General features: G+C 70.0%; 11 protein-coding genes and 1 pseudogene. 1 reads left to right on the forward strand and 11 read right to left on the reverse strand.

Annotation, left to right across the window (positions count from 1 at the left end; all coding sequences use genetic code 11):
• Positions 1 to 62: 62 nt before the first annotated feature.
• The 8 genes from treZ to HKK74_RS38230 form a co-directional block, all read right to left on the reverse strand.
• Positions 63 to 1,775, reverse strand: a complete 1,713-nt coding sequence (gene treZ, locus HKK74_RS38195; protein ID WP_312882193.1) for a malto-oligosyltrehalose trehalohydrolase — start codon at positions 1,773 to 1,775, stop codon at positions 63 to 65.
• On the reverse strand, positions 1,772 to 4,069 hold the full coding sequence (gene treY / locus HKK74_RS38200; RefSeq protein WP_312882195.1) for a malto-oligosyltrehalose synthase: 2,298 nt from the start codon (positions 4,067 to 4,069) through the stop codon (positions 1,772 to 1,774). The genes treZ and treY overlap by 4 nt, the downstream gene beginning before the upstream one ends.
• A complete protein-coding gene (gene glgX, locus HKK74_RS38205; protein WP_187248321.1) occupies positions 4,062 to 6,152 on the reverse strand; it encodes a glycogen debranching protein GlgX in 2,091 nt (696 codons plus the stop codon). Before glgX ends, treY begins: the two co-directional genes overlap by 8 nt.
• A gap of 127 nt (positions 6,153 to 6,279) precedes the next feature.
• The gene (locus tag HKK74_RS38210) at positions 6,280 to 7,578 is read right to left on the reverse strand and encodes a phenylacetate--CoA ligase family protein (protein ID WP_222723249.1); all 1,299 of its coding nucleotides are present in this window, start codon (positions 7,576 to 7,578) and stop codon (positions 6,280 to 6,282) included.
• Between the two features lie 107 nt (positions 7,579 to 7,685).
• Positions 7,686 to 8,360, reverse strand: a complete 675-nt coding sequence (locus tag HKK74_RS38215) for a class I SAM-dependent methyltransferase (protein WP_187248322.1) — start codon at positions 8,358 to 8,360, stop codon at positions 7,686 to 7,688.
• Positions 8,361 to 8,426: 66 nt separating this feature from the next.
• Positions 8,427 to 8,756 (reverse strand): plasmid stabilization protein, encoded by a 330-nt coding sequence (locus HKK74_RS38220; RefSeq protein WP_187248323.1) that lies wholly within the window; start codon positions 8,754 to 8,756, stop codon positions 8,427 to 8,429.
• Positions 8,757 to 8,922: 166 nt separating this feature from the next.
• Positions 8,923 to 9,351: an STAS domain-containing protein gene (locus HKK74_RS38225; RefSeq protein WP_187248324.1), complete on the reverse strand. Its 429-nt coding sequence runs from the start codon at positions 9,349 to 9,351 to the stop codon at positions 8,923 to 8,925.
• 278 nt (positions 9,352 to 9,629) lie between these two features.
• Positions 9,630 to 10,223 carry a TetR/AcrR family transcriptional regulator gene (locus HKK74_RS38230; RefSeq protein WP_187248325.1) on the reverse strand — a complete coding sequence of 198 codons (594 nt, stop codon included), beginning with the start codon at positions 10,221 to 10,223 and terminating at the stop codon, positions 9,630 to 9,632.
• Between the two features lie 277 nt (positions 10,224 to 10,500).
• Here HKK74_RS38230 and asnB point away from each other — a divergent pair, with 277 nt between their 5' ends.
• Positions 10,501 to 12,366, forward strand: a complete 1,866-nt coding sequence (gene asnB / locus HKK74_RS38235; protein WP_187248326.1) for an asparagine synthase (glutamine-hydrolyzing) — start codon at positions 10,501 to 10,503, stop codon at positions 12,364 to 12,366.
• On the opposite strand, the gene HKK74_RS38240 is transcribed toward asnB, so the two are convergent.
• From HKK74_RS38240 to HKK74_RS38250, 3 genes and pseudogenes are all read right to left on the reverse strand, one after another.
• A complete protein-coding gene (locus HKK74_RS38240; protein WP_187248327.1) occupies positions 12,336 to 14,633 on the reverse strand; it encodes a terpene synthase family protein in 2,298 nt (765 codons plus the stop codon). The genes asnB and HKK74_RS38240 overlap by 31 nt on opposite strands.
• Before the next feature lie 29 nt (positions 14,634 to 14,662).
• Entirely contained in the window at positions 14,663 to 15,688 is a 1,026-nt protein-coding gene (locus HKK74_RS38245; RefSeq protein ID WP_187248328.1) for a family 2 encapsulin nanocompartment cargo protein polyprenyl transferase, read from the reverse strand.
• Positions 15,688 to 16,255 (reverse strand): annotated as a pseudogene (locus HKK74_RS38250) (Crp/Fnr family transcriptional regulator); the annotation flags it as partial. The gene HKK74_RS38245 and the pseudogene HKK74_RS38250, both read right to left, overlap by 1 nt.

Here is a 16,255-nt window from a genome sequence, read left to right on the forward strand (position 1 = left end):
CATGTCACCCCGGCCGCATGTCACCCCGGCAGCACGTCGCCCGGCTGCGCTTCGTGGGCGGGTCAGGCCACCCGGACGACGGCGAGCGAGGTGCCGGGCAGCGGGTCGCCGGGGCGCACGTCCGGCGCGGATGCGAGGAGCACCTCACCCGCCGGCAGCGGCGCACCCGGTTCGGCCCCCAGGTTCGCGACGACCAGCAGCCGCCCCCGGTGCAGCACGAGCGAGTCCTCGTCGTGCTCCACGACCACCTCCGCCAGGCACGTGTCGGTCAGCTCCGGCCACGCCCGGCGCAGCGCGATCAGCGCGCGGTACCACTCGAGCAGCTCGTGGTGGCGGGGCTCACCCGGCTCGGCCCAGTCGAGCACCGAGCACCGGTGCGTCCGCGGGTCCTGCGGATCGGGCACGTCCTCCATGGCCCATCCGTGCGAGGTGAACTCCCTGCGCCGGCCGTCGCTGACGGAGCGGGCGAGCTCGGGTTCCTCGTGGTCGGTGAAATAGCGCCACGGAGTGCTCGCACCCCATTCCTCACCCATGAAGAGCATCGGCGTGAAGGGCGCGGTCAGCAGCAGCCCGGCGCCGACCTTCAACAGCCTGGGCGGCAGACCGGCCGAGATCCGGTCCCCGGCCGCCCGGTTGCCCACCTGGTCGTGGTTCTGCAGGAAGCCGAGGAAGCGGTGGCCGGGCACGCGCAGCCGGTCGACCTTGCGGCCGTGTGTACGCCCGCGGAACGTCGACCACGACCCGTCGTGGAAGAAGGCCCCGGTGAGTGTCTTGGCCAGCGCGCCGAGCGACCCGAAATCGCAGTAGTAGCCCTGGCGCTCACCGGTCAGCGCCGAGTGCAGGGCATGGTGGAAGTCGTCGTTCCACTGCGCGTCCAGGCCGTACCCGCCGGCCTCGGGCGAGGTCACCAGCCTGGGGTCGTTCAGATCCGACTCGGCGATGAGGAACAGCTCCCGGCCGGTCTGCGCCTTGAGCCGCGAGACGGCGTCGGCCAGTTCCTCCAGCAGGTGCACGGCGCGGTGGTCCTCGATGGCGTGCACGGCGTCGAGGCGCAGCCCGTCCAAGTGATGGTCGCGCAGCCACATCAGCGCGTTCTCGACGATGAAGGCCCGCACCTCGTCGGAGCCGGGCCGGTCAACATTGACCGCCGGGCCCCACGGCGTCTTGTAGGCGTCGGTGAAGTACGGCCCGTAGCGGCCCAGGTAGTTGCCGCTCGGGCCGAGGTGGTTGTAGACCACGTCGAGGATCACGGCCAGCCCCCGCCCGTGGCAGGCGTCGACGAACCGCTTCAGGCCATCCGGCCCGCCATAGGGCTCGTGCACCGCCCACAGATGGACGCCGTCGTACCCCCAGCCGTGCCGCCCGGCGAACGCGGCCACCGGCATGAGCTGTACGGCGTCGACGCCGAGTTCGGCCAGGTGGTCGAGCCGCTCGATGGCGGCGTCGAAGGTGCCCTCCGGCGTGAACGTGCCGATGTGCAACTCGTACAGGACGCTGCCGGCCAGCGGGCGGCCCCGCCAGAGCACGTCGGTCCAGGCGAACCGGCCGTGGTCGTAGATCCGGCTGAGCCCGTGCACCCCGGCAGGCTGCCAGAGCGACCGCGGGTCGGGAAAGGGGCCCTCGCCGTCGAGGAGGAAGCCGTACTCGTCCCCCTCGTCGCCCTGGACCTCCGCCGCCCACCATCCGGTGAGCTCGGCGGGCGCCATCGGATGCCGTACGGCTCCGGACTCCACCTCGACGGTCTCGGCGGCCGGCGCCCACACCTCGTACCTCACTGCTCCTCCACCAGGACGGCGACCGGCAGGGCCGCGAACAGACCACTCATCGCGGGGTCGGAACCGTACGACCGGTCGGTCAGCAGGTCGCGCCATGGGCCGCGGGGCAGCGGGAGCGCGGTGTTCCCCCAGCCGCCGCGCCGTTCGAGGCCGGCCGGCAGCCTGGTCACGGCGATGGTGGCGCCACCGCGCCGGTACGCCAGAACGTGTTCGGCGGCCGGCCCGGTCGCCGCGAGCGGCTCGTGGCCGCCGGAGAACCAGTCCGGATGCAGCCCGCGCAGCCGCAGCGCGCGCGAGGTGACGAGCAGTTTCTCGCCGTCGAGGTCGGCGGGCGCCGTGCCCGCGTCGAGGTCGGCGAGCAGTTCGCGGCGGCGGCCGTAGTCGACCGGGCGCCGGTTGTCGGGGTCGACCAGGGAGAGCCCGCTGAGCTCGCAGCCCTGGTAGATGTCTGGCACGCCCGGCATGGTGAGCTGCACGAGCTTCTGCCCGAGCGAGTTGACCCGGGCGTACGGCGCGATGCGCGCGGCGAAGGCGTCGAGTTCGGCGGTGAGTTCGGCGTCCGCCAAGACGGCGTCCGCGTGGGCGAGCACCGCCCGCTCGTACTCGGGGTCCTGGTCGACCCAAGAGGTGCGGGTCTTCGCCTCGCGCATGGCCTTGGTGAGGTACTCCCTGAGCCGGTCGGCGGTCAGCGGCCAGGCTCCGACGATCGTCTGCCACATCAGGTAGTCGAGGTCGGCCTCGACGACGCCGGCGGGTGCGCGGGAGCGCCAGCGGCCGACCGTGGCGGCCCACTCGGCGGGCAGCTCGGTCAGCACCGCCAGCCGCGCGCGTACGTCCTCCTGCCGTTTGGTGTCGTGCGTCGACAGCGTCGTCATGGTCTGCGGCCGGTCGCGGGACGTCCGCTCGCAGTGGTCGTGGAACTCCTCGGGCGGCACCGCGAAGCGGACGGGGTCGCCGCCGACCTCGTTGAGCGCGGCCAGCCGCGACCAGCGGTAGAAGGCGGTGTCCTCGACGCCCTTGGCGGTCATCGGCGCGGCGATCTGGTGGAACCGTACGGTGAACTCGTCGCGCAGCGGATCGCTCCCGCCCAGCCCGAGCACCAGAGGGACCACCCGGTCGAGCAGCTCGCCCGGCGGCAGCGCGGCGCGGGCCTCGGCGGCGGCCAGGGCGACGACCTCCAGGGCCTCGGTGGGCGGCTGCTCACCGGGCACGACGTACGCGCGGTAGACCGGCATCGCGATGAGGAGCTCGACGAGCACCTGCCGCAGCGCTGCAGTGTCCTCGCCGGGGAGGATGCGGGCCAGCAGCGCCGTCAGGCGCCGGATCTCGGGGACGAGGATCCGGTCGGCGGCATGCCGCTTCGCCGCGCGCTCGACGTCGGCGAAGTCGGCGGGCCCGCCGGTCACGCGGGTGTGGAGGGAGGTCAGCGGCTCCTCGCCCGCCGGGTCGGTGAACAGCCCGCCGACGATGCCGAGCGCCTCGTAGCCGGTCGTCCCGGCGCACGGCCAGTCCGCGGGCAGCTCCTCACCCGGCCCCAGGATCTTCTCCACGACCACCCAGGCCGGGTGCCGGGCCAGTCTGCGCAGGTAGCCCCGTGGGTCGGCGAGCCCGTCGGGATGGTCGATCCGCAGGCCGTCGACGAGCCCTTCGCGCAGCAGCCGGAGCGGCACGGCGTGCGTGCGCTCGAAGACCTCCTCGTCCTCGACCCGCAGGCCGATGAGCGTGGAGATGTCGAAGAACCGCCGGTAGTTCAGGTCCGGCTCCCGCCAGTACGCCAGCCGGTAGCGGCCCTCTCGCGGGAAGACGTGCTCGTGGTAGCGGACCACGTCCCCGTCCGGCCGGGCCTCGTCGCCGGCCGCGCCGAGCACCGGCAGCACGACGTGGCCGGGCGTCCAGTCGATGTCGAACCAGCGGGCGTACGGGGAGTCCGGGCCGTCGCGCAGCACGCTCCACAGCGCCTTGTTGAGATCCTCGGGCGCGGGGATCGCCATGTGGTTGGGCACGAGGTCGACGACGATGCCGAGGCCGTGGTCGCGCAGCTTGGCGGCCATGGCGCGGAAGGCCTCCTCGCCGCCGAGGTCCGCGGAGATCCGGTCGTGGTCGACGACGTCGTAACCGTGCACCGAGCCGGGCACGGCCTGCAGGATCGGCGACAGGTACACGTGCGAGACCCCGAGCGCCGCCAGGTAGCCCGCCAGCGCGCCCGCCTCGGCGAACCCGAAGCCCCTGCACAGCTGCAGCCGGTAGGTCGCGACGGGCACCCTGACCTTTTCCTTCGCCGGGGCCTCAGACACGGCGGAGCACCTGGATCGAACGGGCCTCGACGGTGAGTTTCTCCCCCGCCCGCACCGAGGGTCCCTCGTAGGTGTCGAAGAGGTAGGTCGTGGTGGTGTCGAGTACGCACATCCAGAGCCCCTCCGCCGCCTCGGGCACCGCGAACGTCAGATCCTCCGGCGAGGCGTTGAACAGCAGCAGGAACGAGTCGTCGGTGACGGGCTCGCCGCGCCGGTCCGGCTCGGGGATCGCGTCGCCGGTCAGCAGGATCATGACCGCCTTCGCGTACCCGACGTGCCAGTCGGCGTCGGTCATCTCGCCGCCCGTCGGGGTGAACCACGCGATGTCCCCGTCGCCGGTCAGGAAGCGCCGGCGCCGGAACACCGGGTGGTCGCGGCGCAGGGCGGTCAGCCGCCGTACGAAGTCGCGCAGCGCCCGTTTCTCCGGTGCGTCGGTCCAGTCCACCCAGGCCAGCTCGTTGTCCTGGCAGTAGGCGTTGTTGTTGCCCCGCTGCGTGCGGCCGGTCTCGTCGCCGTGCGACAGCATCGGCACGCCCTGCGACAGCAGCAGCGTGGTGAGCATGTTGCGCTTCTGTTTCTCGCGCAGCGTCTGGACGGCCGGGTCGGACGTCTCGCCCTCGGCGCCGTGTCCCCAGGAGCGGTTGTCGTCGGTGCCGTCCCGGCCCTGCTCGCCGTTGGCCTCATTGTGCTTGTGGTCGTACGACACCAGGTCGTGGAGGGTGAACCCGTCGTGGCAGGTGATGAAGTTGACCGAGGCGGTCGGGAGCCGCCCGTCGTCGGCGTACAGGTCGCTCGAGCCGGTGAACCGGCTGCCGAACCAGGGCAGCGTGCCGTCGCGCCCGCGCCAGAAGTCGCGCATCGTGTCGCGGTACTTCCCGTTCCACTCCGTCCACAGCGGCGGGAAGTTGCCGACCTGGTAGCCGCCGTCCCCGACGTCCCACGGCTCGGCGATCAGTTTCGCCTGGGACACGACGGGGTCCTGCTGGACGAGCTCGAAAAACGTCGCGAGGCGGTCGACGTCGTGCAGTTCGCGGGCCAGCGTCGAGGCGAGGTCGAAGCGGAACCCGTCGACGTGCATCTCGGTGACCCAGTAGCGCAGCGAGTCCATGATCAACTGGAGGGAGTGCGACCGCCGGACGTTGACGCTGTTGCCGGTACCGGTGGTGTCCATGTAGTACTCCGGCCGTCCCTCGACGAGCCGGTAGTAGTTGGCGTTGTCCACGCCGCGGAAGCCGAGGGTGGGCCCGAGGTGGTTGCCCTCGGCCGTGTGGTTGTAGACGACGTCGAGGATGACCTCGATGCCGGCCTCGTGCAGGGCCCGGACCATCAGCTTGAACTCCTGGACCTGCTCGCCCCGCTGCCCGCTGGAGGAGTAGCCGTTGTGCGGGGCGAAGAAGCCGATGGAGTTGTAGCCCCAGTAGTTCGACAGGCCCTTCTGGATCAGCATGTCGTCGTGGACGAACTGGTGCACCGGCATCAGCTCGACGGCCGTGACGCCGAGATCCCGGAAGTAGTCGATCATTCCGGGATCGGCCAGTGCCGCGTAGGTGCCGCGCTGCGCCTCCGGCACGTCCGGGTTGAGCCTGGTGAGTCCCTTGACGTGCGCCTCGTAGATGACCGTCTCGTTGTACGGCGTGCGCGGCGGCCGGTCCACGCCCCAGTCGAAGTACGGGTTGATCACCACGCTCTTCGGCACGTACGGGGCGCTGTCGTCGTCGTTGCGGACGGCCGGGTCGGCGAAGCGGTAGGCGAACACCGCCTCGTTCCAGTCGACGTCTCCCTCGATCGCCTGGGCGTACGGATCGATCAGCAGTTTGGCGGGGTTGCACCGCAGGCCCCGCGCGGGGTCGTACGGGCCGTGGACGCGGTAGCCGTACCGCTGGCCGGGGGTCACGAAGGGCAGGTAGCCGTGCCAGACGAAGCCCTGGACCTCTTCGAGGTCAACCCGGGTCTCCCGGCCGTCGTCGTCGAACAGACACAGTTCCACGCGGGTGGCGACCTCGGAGAACAGAGCGAAGTTCGTGCCGGCGCCGTCGTACTGAGCGCCGAGGGGATAGGGAGCGCCAGGCCAGATATGCGTCACATCAGGTCAATTGCCCGATAGTGATCGACTCACACGTCACGGTCCGGCACCACGGGGAAACCGGCCGCGATGATCTGCGCGTCGAGCCGTACGCGAGCGGCCGGTGGCCGCATCCGCGACGCGTGGCTCAGCCGAGTCCGGCGAGGGGCGGGGCTCCCTCCGACCAGGTGAGCACCCGTACCGCCTTGCCGACCTCGGTCCGGGGCACCGCGCCGGCCGGCAGGACGCGCACGTCGGCGCGTACGCCGAGCCGGTCGGCCAGGGCTCCCTCGACCTCCGCCTGGACTCCGTCGCCGCCGGACACCTGCTCACAGGCGACGATCAGCCGGGTGGGGCCGCGCCGGTCCATGACGATCACATAGTGGGGCGCCAGCCGGGGGTCGCTGAGGAGCTCCTGCTCGACCTCGCTGGGGTAGACGTTCACCCCTCGTACGACCAGCATGTCGTCGCGGCGGCCGAGCACCTTGCTCATCCGCACCAGCGTGCGCCCGCACACGCAGGGCTCCCGCGACAGCGTCGCGATGTCCCCGGTGCGGTAGCGGAGCAGCGGCAGCGCCTCCTTGGTGAGCGTCGTGAACACGAGCTCGCCGGGCCGGTTCTCGCCGGCGGGCTCGCCGGACTCGGGATCGACGGTCTCGACCAGGAAGTGGTCTTCCTGGACGTGCAGGCCGGCCCCCGCCTCGACGCACTCGACCGCGACGCCGGGGCCGAGGATCTCCGACAGGCCGTAGATGTCCAGGGCCTTGAGGCCGAGCAGTTCCTCGATCTGCGTCCGGAGCGCCTCGCTCCATGGCTCCGCACCGAAGATCCCCACCTTGAGCCGCAGACGGCCCGGCTCGATGCCGGCCTCCATCGCCGCCTCGCCGAGCCGCACCGCGTACGTCGGCGTGCAGGTGAGGACATCGGGCTCCAGGTCCACGAGCAGCCGCAGCTGACGGCTCGTCATGCCGCCGCTGAGCGGCACCACCGTCGCGCCGAGCTCGACCGCTCCCTGGTGGATGCCGAGCCCGCCGGTGAACAGCCCGTAGCCGTACGCGTTGTGGATGACGCTGGACGGGCTCGCGCCCGCGCAGACCAGCGAGCGGGCGCACAGCCGCGCCCAGAGGGCGAGGTCGGCGCGCGTGTAGCCGACGAGCGTGGGACGGCCGCCGGTGCCGCTCGACCCGTGGATCGCGACCACCTCTTCGCGGGGCACCGCGAGCATCCCGAGCGGGTAACTCGACCACAGATCCTGCTTGCCGGTCGTGGGCAGGCGCGGCAGAGAATCGAGCTCGACGTCCCGCCCCGAGGTGACCCCGCCCGCGCGCAGCCGGCCCGCCTGCTCCCCACCGGCCTCCAGCAACCGGTCGACCAGCCGCCGGAGGAGATCCGTCTGCAGTGCCGCACGCTCGTCGTGCGACATCGCCTCAGCCCGGGGTTCGTACATGGCTTCCTCCGCAGGACGCTCGCGATCAGCTGATCGTAGAGTCAGCGCGACCCTCAGGCCAGAGGCGGCGACGGCAGGCCTGCCCCAAGGAGCCGAGGCCAGCGTGGCTAGGGCCGTGCCGGTCCGGCGCTCGCCCGCACGTAGAGCCGGCGGGTGGGGTACTCGCCTTCGTACGGCTCCCGGACGTGCTGCTCGACCGAACCGAACCCGGCGGCCTCGACCATCGCGCCCAGTTCGCCGGCCGACATCAGGGTGGCGCGGACCCGTACCGCATGGCCGAGCCACCCGTCGGTGTCGAGGATCCCTTCGCCGACGTGCACGGCCAGCAGCAGGGTGCCCTCGCCCGACAGCGCGCGGCGGAACTCCGCCAGCGCCTTTGGGACGCGCTCTCGCGGTAGGTGGATGACGGAATAGAACGCGACGATCCCGGCCAGCGACCCGTCGCCGGCCGGCAGGTCGCACATGTCCGCGACGCGGAACGGCAGGCCGGGTTCGCGCTCCCGGGCGACCGCGACGGCCCCCGGCGACAGGTCCGTTCCAACGGCGTCGACCCCGCGATCGGCGAGGTACCGGGTGATGTGGGCGGCCGGGCCGCACCCCACGTCCCAGACCTGGCCCCGGCCCGCGACGGCCGATGCGAAGCCATCGAGCAGCTCACGGTCGAAGGGCTTGGCCGCGAGCTCGTCCGAGAACATCCGCGCATAGTCGGCCGCCACGACGTCGTACGTGTGCGCGATGTCTGGCCAGCCGGCGGCCTCGGCCTGCGGCGGTTCCTGGATCACGCCGGGCAGCCTAGCCGCACTGCCCTCGCCGGCCGGGCTCCGGCGGCCCCTGTCGGTCGCTGCCGCTCAGGCGCCGAGCGCCTTCTCGAGCTGCTGCTTGGTCATCGACGACCGGCCCTTGATGTTCTTCTTGCGAGCCTCGGCGTAGAGCTGTTCCTTGGTACGGCCGCGCGGACCGGGCCGGCCCGATCGCTTGCCCCCGCGCCGCTGTGGCGACATGTCCTCGGTCGAGGTCTTGCTCGCCTGCTTGCTCTCGCCCGCCTGCGCCCGGATCTTGTTCACCGTGCGCGCCGCCATCTCCTCGGCGCGCTCCTCACTGACCCCGCGCTCCTTCTGCGACTCCTTGATGTGCTCGTACTGCCGTTCGCGCTTGTCACTCCACGCCCGCTGCGGCATCGCGTTCTCCCCCCGTCGATCATTGGCGTCCCGGCCGGGGCCGGTCTCTAACAGGTCTCCCGGTCTCGCAGGTCTCGTCTTTCAAATACCCGTGTTCCCGCTGTACTCGTGCCTCGTGCCTCGTGCCTCGTGCCTCGTGCCTCGTGCCTGGCGTGCCTCGCGTGGCTCAGTCGGCGACGGGCCCCGCCTGCTCACGGCCATTGGAGTCCGGTCCGTCGCCCCCTGAGCCGTTGGAGTCCCGGCTCTGCGGAACGCGCTCGACGGCCTGATCAATGGTGGGGTAGGTGGGAATCAGACGCTGCACCCCGGTCGTGTGCAGCAGCCGCATCAGCCGCTCTGGAACGGCCGCCAGGCTGAGCGAACCACCGGCGCCGTGCAAGCTGCGATAAAGGATGATCAGGGCGTTGAGCCCGCTGGAGTCGCAGAAGGGAACCGCGGACAGATCGAGTACCACGTGGGTGTGGTCGCCGGCCGCGGCCTGCGTGGCCGGACTGAGACGCTCGCTGGTGAACAGGTTCAGCTCGCCGGTGACGGTCACGATCGCCGCCGCCCCACTGGTGCGGGCCAGGCTGACGTTCAGGTCATCACGATGCACGTGTTGTCCTTTCGTCCAGCGACCGAATAGGGGTCGGCACGGCGTCCGTATCCTGCTCAGACTGAGCAGGCCGGGGTCGGCCATTGGTCGCCCCGCCACCGGATGCGAAGTGATCCGGCCGGCAGGCGTTCCCGCCGCGCCCCGGGACCTCGACCGGTTTCCCGCCGGTTACGGACATCGGCTCCACGTAGCCCTGATGCCCGCCATGTGGCATGTGAACCACGATGGGCAAGCGAACCACTACAGACCGGCGAACCCCGGCGTTTACTCCCCGGCGTTCACTCCCCGGCGTTCCGGCCGGCGGGGTCGCGGTCGCGGCGGTACGCCGGGGTGAGGCCGCGCAACATCAGCTCCAGCCAGCGGCTGCGAGCGCGGGCATCGATCTCGTGGCCCGGCATGGTGGTCAGCAGCAGGGCGATGTCGGCACTCGTGACGTCGGGATGCAGGTCGCCGTCCTCATGGGCGGCGGCGATGAGGCGATCGAGGCCGGCCCTGGCCCGCTTCCGCTGCTGTGCCTGGTCGTCACCGTTGATCCCCAGCGCGGCCGCCGCGCTCTTGACGGCGCGGTCCTCACCGCTGACGTCGACGAGCTCGGTGAAGACGGCGGTGATCTCCTCCAGCGCCCGGCCGCCGGCGTGAACGCGGTCGACCGCCGCCTCGACCGAGTCGACGACCCGGGTGGTCCGGTCGGTCAGGGCCGCCGAGATCAGGTCGGCCTTCGTCGGGAAGTGCCGGTACAGCGTGCCGACGGCCACCCCGGCGGCCTCGGCGATCTCGTCCATGCCCGCGCGGGGCCCGTACCGGGCGATCTGGGCGCGCGCCGCCTCCAGGATGCGGGCGCGGTTACGCGCGGCATCGGCGCGCAGACCCATGGCACACCATCCTTTACCTGCGGTTTCCGCGGCGGCCGAACAATATGAACTATAGTTCATCATAGATTGTGAACTGCGGTTCACCATCTGGCGAGTGATGACGGCCGCCACACGATCCGTCCGATGCGCTCAGCTCGCGCGGCCCTTCTCAGCTCGCGCGATCTCCTCCGCCACCGCTCGCTCACCGCAACGTGAAGACCAGGTAGGTGTGCGGCGCCGTGTCCTGAGGAGCCGCGCTTTGTGCCACCTGGTGACAGTGCGAAGGGACGAGAGATAAATGTGCGGAATCACCGGCTGGGTGAACTTCGAACGTGATCTGAGCCGCGAGGGACAGGTCGTACAGGCGATGACGGACACCATGGCGTGCCGAGGGCCGGACGACGAGGGCACCTGGTTCGCACCGCACGCCGCCCTGGGCCACCGGCGGCTGGCCATCATCGACATCGAGGGCGGCCGCCAGCCGATGATCCTCGACGAGGACGGGCGCACGCTGGCGGCGATGACCTACAGCGGCGAGGTGTACAACTTCCGCGAGCTGCGCACCGAGCTCGAAGGGCACGGTCACCGGTTCCGCACCTCCAGCGACACCGAGGTGGTCCTCCACGCCTACCAGCAGTGGGGCGAGGACTTCGTCGACCACCTCAACGGCATGTACGCCTTCGCCATCTGGGACACGCGCACTGAGGAGCTGCTGCTCGTACGCGACCGGATGGGGATCAAGCCGCTGTACCACTACCCGACCCCGCACGGCGTCGTGTTCGGGTCAGAGCCCAAGGCCCTGCTGGCCAATCCCGAGGTCGACGCCGTCGTGACCACCGACGGCCTGCGCGAACTGCTCGCCTTCGTGAAGACCCCGGAAAGGACGGTCTTCGACGGCATGTACGAGGTCCGTCCCGGCCAGATCGTGCGCGTGAGGCGCACGGGCATCACGAAGCGCCGCTACTGGCGGCTGGAGGCCCGCGAGCACACCGACGATCTCGACACCACCGTCCGCACCGTGCGAGAGCTGCTCGACGACATCGTCGACCGGCAGCTGATCTCCGACGTTCCCCTGTGCTCGCTGCTGTCCGGCGGGCTCGACTCCTCGGCCGTCACCGCCCTCGCCGCCAAGGCGCTGAGCGCGCAGCACGCCGGGCCGATCCGGTCGTTCTCCGTCGACTTCGTCGGTTACACCGAACACTTCAAGGCCGACCCGCTGCGCACCACCCCGGACACGCCGTACGTCCACGAACTGGCCGAGTACATCGGCGCCGACCACACCGACATCGTGCTCTCCACCGCCGACCTGATGGATCCGGCCGTACGGCGGACCGTGCTGCGCGCGAACGACGCACCCAACGGCATGGGCGACATGTACACCTCGCTCTACCTGCTGTTCCGGGCCATCCGGAGCCGGTCGACGGTGGCCCTGTCCGGAGAGTCGGCCGACGAGGTCTTCGGCGGCTACCGGTGGTTCCACGACACCGAGGCGGTCGAGACCGACACCTTCCCGTGGCTGGCCGCGATGTCGTACAGCCTGCGGGCCGACGACGACACCGGCTCCAGCCTGCTCGCCCCGGGCCTGGTCAAGCGGCTCGACCTGCCGGGTTATCGCGCGGAGAGCTACCGCGCCGCGCTGGCCGAAGTGCCCTACCTCGACGGCGTCACCGGACTCGAGCGCCGGATGCGGGAGATCTGCTACCTGCACCTCACCCGGTTCGTCCAGGTGCTGCTCGACCGCAAGGACCGCATGAGCATGGCCAGCGGCCTGGAGGTACGGGTGCCCTTCTGCGACCACCGGCTCGTCCAGTACGTCTTCAACACCCCGTGGTCGATGAAGACCTTCGACGGCCGGGAGAAGAGCCTGCTCCGCGCCGCCGCCCGCGACATCCTGCCGGAGTCGATCCTCCAGCGGCTCAAGAGCCCGTACCCGTCCACCCAGGACCCGACGTACGAGCGCGCACTGCGCGACGAGCTGGGCAAGGTGCTCGCCCAGGAGAACGCGCCCGTACGGAGCCTGATCAACGTGGACCGCGCGCACGAGGTGCTGGAGGACCGGGTCGGCGCGATCAGCCTGGACCGGTACCGCCGGAACATCGAGCTGGTGCTCCAGCTCAACATCTGGCTGGAGGACTACGACCTGAAGCTCGACCTCACCGGCTGATCGGGGGTGTGCGGTCGCCGCGCGGATGTCGAGATCCGCGCCGCGGCGGTACCCAACCCGGTGGGCCGGAACGAGAAATTCGACGGCACCGGCACCCGGCCGCGGCGTAGTAGCTCGGCCTCGGTGTACCGCGCGCATCTGCGATGCCATTCCAGGATTCCCGACATCCATTCCTTGAGGTGGTCGGCGTGGCGAGTGAGAACCCGGCGGACCGTTTCGCTCAGCTCGAAATCTTCGAACAGCGCCGGCAGGTCGCCTGCGACGATGTGCTCGAACTGTTGCATCCTTGTCGTCATCAGGTCGGCCACGATGTCTCGTGCCTTCATCCGGTCCACGTCCAGGAAGTTCTCCACCACCAGGACGAGGTTGTGCGCCTCACCCTCGAACTCGATCTCCTTTTGGTAGGAGAACAGGTCATTGGTGAAACAGGCGTAGTCCTGCGCCGCGGTGTCGAGCTCACGCATGACCCGGGTCTGATAGATCTCCGGTGGCACTACATCAGAGTGCGCGAGCCGGGCCAGGCTCATCGTCATATCCGACCCGAAGGTCTTGCGGCGCATCTCAACGTAATCGATCGGGTCGGGGATGCGGTGCTGGGCCTGGTTGGCCAGCTCCCACAACCAACTCGTGGTCATGTCCTCCACGGCTGTGCGGAACACCCGCCGGGCGGACGCCGTCATCGGACCCGTGGTACGCCGCCACAGATCCGCCAGGCCCCGCTCGACCTGGTTCACCGGCTCGGGGACCGGGCCGGCCTCGATGTCCAGCGGCATGAACGCGGGCAGTCGTTCGGTACAGAGCTTCGCGCCCGCGAGGTCGCGGGTGGTCCCGAACACCAGAGGGAAATAGTCGTCGCCATAGGTTCCCCAGGCCAGCCAGTCCGAGGACAGGTTGAGCTGATCGGGGCTCGCGTCGGCGTGGATCATCGCGGCGCAGTGTGCGAAGTCGAAGCCGATGAAGCGGCGCTCGTCCCACACCCCGCCGAATTCCACACCGGGCACGGAGTCGAACATGCCCATCCGCCGCGCCCAGCCGACCGCGTATCGTCGCGCGGCGTCCAGATGGGGGCTGGTACGGAACGGGTACGGCATGTGGAACTCCGGCAGTGGCAGATGTCCCACCGGCCGGGACGGCGGACCGGCCTGAGCGCGGGATCTGCGTCGCAGCCCCAGCCTCTCCGCCGCTCCAGACGGGGAGAACGCCGGTCTGGCGGCGGTGGTGCCCAGTCCGGTCGGGCCCCTGAGCACACCGGAGGAGCCCGAGGCGGCGCCGTCGTTCATGTACCGGCTGGATCTCGCGTGCCACTCGTGCCCGCCGGCCTGCCAGTCCTGTAGTCCCTTGACGTAGGCGGCCACCCCGGTCTGCTCATGAGCGGGCACGGCGTGCTCGACGAACAGCCCGGGAACCTCGGTCAGCGCCGTGTTCTCGAACTGCTGCAGGCGGGAGGTCAACAGGTCGTTGACGAGGTCGGCGGCCTCCTGCGTCGAACAGCCGAAGAACCGCTCGAATACCAACACCGCGTTGGAGTTCTCCCCCTCCTCCTGAACCTCACGCTGGTAGGAGAAGAGGTCGTTGCGCAGGTGCACCCCGTCCGAGAACGTGTCCGACAGGACTTTCATCGGCCTGGTCGCGGCAAGCCTGTCGGGTATCTCCGCACCGACCGCGTACTCGACGAGATTCGCCGACCATGGCGCTCCACCGACCCTCCGCCGCATCTGCACGTACTCGATCGGGTTGGCGATCCGGCCACGGTCGATGTTGTCCAGTTCCCACATCGACTCCACCATCAGGTTGTGCGTGCTGGTGGTGAAGCGCCGGCGCCACCCGTCCGACATCGCCGGTACGGTGCGCTCCCACAGATCCGCCAATCCCACCTCGGCCGGATTCGTCGGCTCCGGCGGCGTCTCACCGTCAACGGTCATGAACAGTTCGAGACGGTCGAGATGGGCCTTCGCGCCCGGGAGGTCTCGGGAGTACTTGAAGTGCTCGAGAAAATGATCGTCGAAGAAGAACACCCAGATGTACCAGTCGGTGATCAGATCCAGGGCCGGGCCGTCACAGTCCGGATGGGTATAAGCGCACATGAGGGGATAGTCCATCCTGGCCAGCGCCTGGTCGTCCCAGATGACGCCACCACCCGGCTTGGGCGCATCGAGCATGCCCATCCGCCGGGCCCAATCCGTACTGTGCAGACGGGTACGTTCCAGATGGGAATTGATCCTGGCCGGATGCGGCAGGTAGAAGTCGGGCATTGTGAAGGGCTGCATAACCGTGCCTACTTCGCGCTGGGTCGAGTTCAGTGGTCGCGTTGGGTGATCAGCCGCGCCAATGCCTCCAGTTCCGCCGCGGGGCGGACGGAGAGACCGGCCGACTGGAGATGCTTCAGCGCCTCGGCGAGCAGGCGGTCGGCCTCGGCGCGGCTCCAAGCCCGCCCGCCCGCGAGGTCGATCAGTTCGGCGGCATGGATCAGGTCGGAGTCGCAGAACGGCTGCTCGCGGTGGTAGAGCCGGCCCAGCTCATCTCCGGCAGCGGTGCCGGAGGTGAGGGCCGCGACGACGGGCAGGGATTTCTTGCGGTTGCGCAGGTCGCTGTAGACGGGCTTGCCGGTGACAGCCGGATCTCCCCAGATTCCCAGTAGGTCGTCGACGAACTGGAAGGCCAGGCCCATCTGCTCGCCGAACCGGCCGAGGTGCTCGATCTGCGCGCTGCCGCCCCCGCCGAGTGCGGCCCCGAGAGCACAGGAGCAGCTGAGCAGAGCGCCGGTCTTGGCCGTGGCCATGTTCCGGCATTCCGACAGTGCGACGTCCGCGCGTCTTTCGAACGCCATGTCGGCACTCTGGCCGCCCAGCAGATCCTGCACGGCGGCGTGGAGCCTGTGCACACTCACCGTGGAACGGCCCAGCACCCCGAAGGCCAGCGTGAGCAGCGTGTCGCCGGCGAGAATCGCGGCGTTGTTCCCGAACACCCGCCACGTCGTGGGGCGGTGGCGGCGGGTGGCGTCCGCGTCCATCACGTCGTCGTGCAGGAGTGAGAAGTTGTGCACCAGTTCGACCGCCACGGCCGCCGGCACCGCCGTGACCGGGTCGCCGCCGACGGCTTCCGCCGCAAGCAGCGTCAACGCAGGGCGGATGGCCTTTCCACCATGGCCTTCGAGCGGACGGCCCCGCTCGTCCCACCAGCCGAAGTGATAGCCGATCATGTGCTGCATCGCCGCGGGCAGATCGGAGATCACCGCGCGCAGGGTGGGGTCGATCGTGGTGCGGCTCCACGTCAGTACCTCGCGGGTCGACCTGCCCTTGGCCGTCTCCTCGGTGGTGGCCATCAGTGGCTGACCTCGACGTTCTCGAGGACGCCGAGTGCGTCGGGGACCAGGACGGCCGCGGAGTAGTAGACGCTGACGAGGTAGTTGATGACGGCCTTCTCGTTGATGCCCATGAACCGCACCGACAGACTCGGCTCGTACTCGTCGGGGATGCCGGTCTGGTGCAGGCCGACGACCCCCTCCTCCTCTTCCCCGGTGCGCATGACCAGGACCGAACTGGTCTGCGTCCTGGTGACCGGGATCTTGTCGCAGGGGAACAGGGGGACACCGCGCCAGGTGGTCACGGCGCTTCCGTCGACGTCCATGCTCTGCGGGTGGACACCGCGGCGGTTGCATTCCCGGCCGAACGCGGCGATGGTCCGCGGATGGGCGAGCAAGAGCTTCGAGCCGCGCCGTCGGCAGAGCAGTTCGTCGAGGTCGTCGGGGGTCGGGGGGCCGGTACGGGCGTGGATGCGTTGTTTGAGATCGGCGTTGTGCAGGAGCCCGAAGTCGGGGTTGTTGACGAGTTCGTGTTCCTGGCGTTCGCGCAGTGCTTCGATGGTGAGCCGGAGCTGCTGCTCGGTCTGG

The sequence above is a fragment of the Actinomadura alba genome (genome assembly GCF_014323705.1).
GTDB classification, from domain to species: domain Bacteria; phylum Actinomycetota; class Actinomycetes; order Streptosporangiales; family Streptosporangiaceae; genus Actinomadura_C; species Actinomadura_C alba.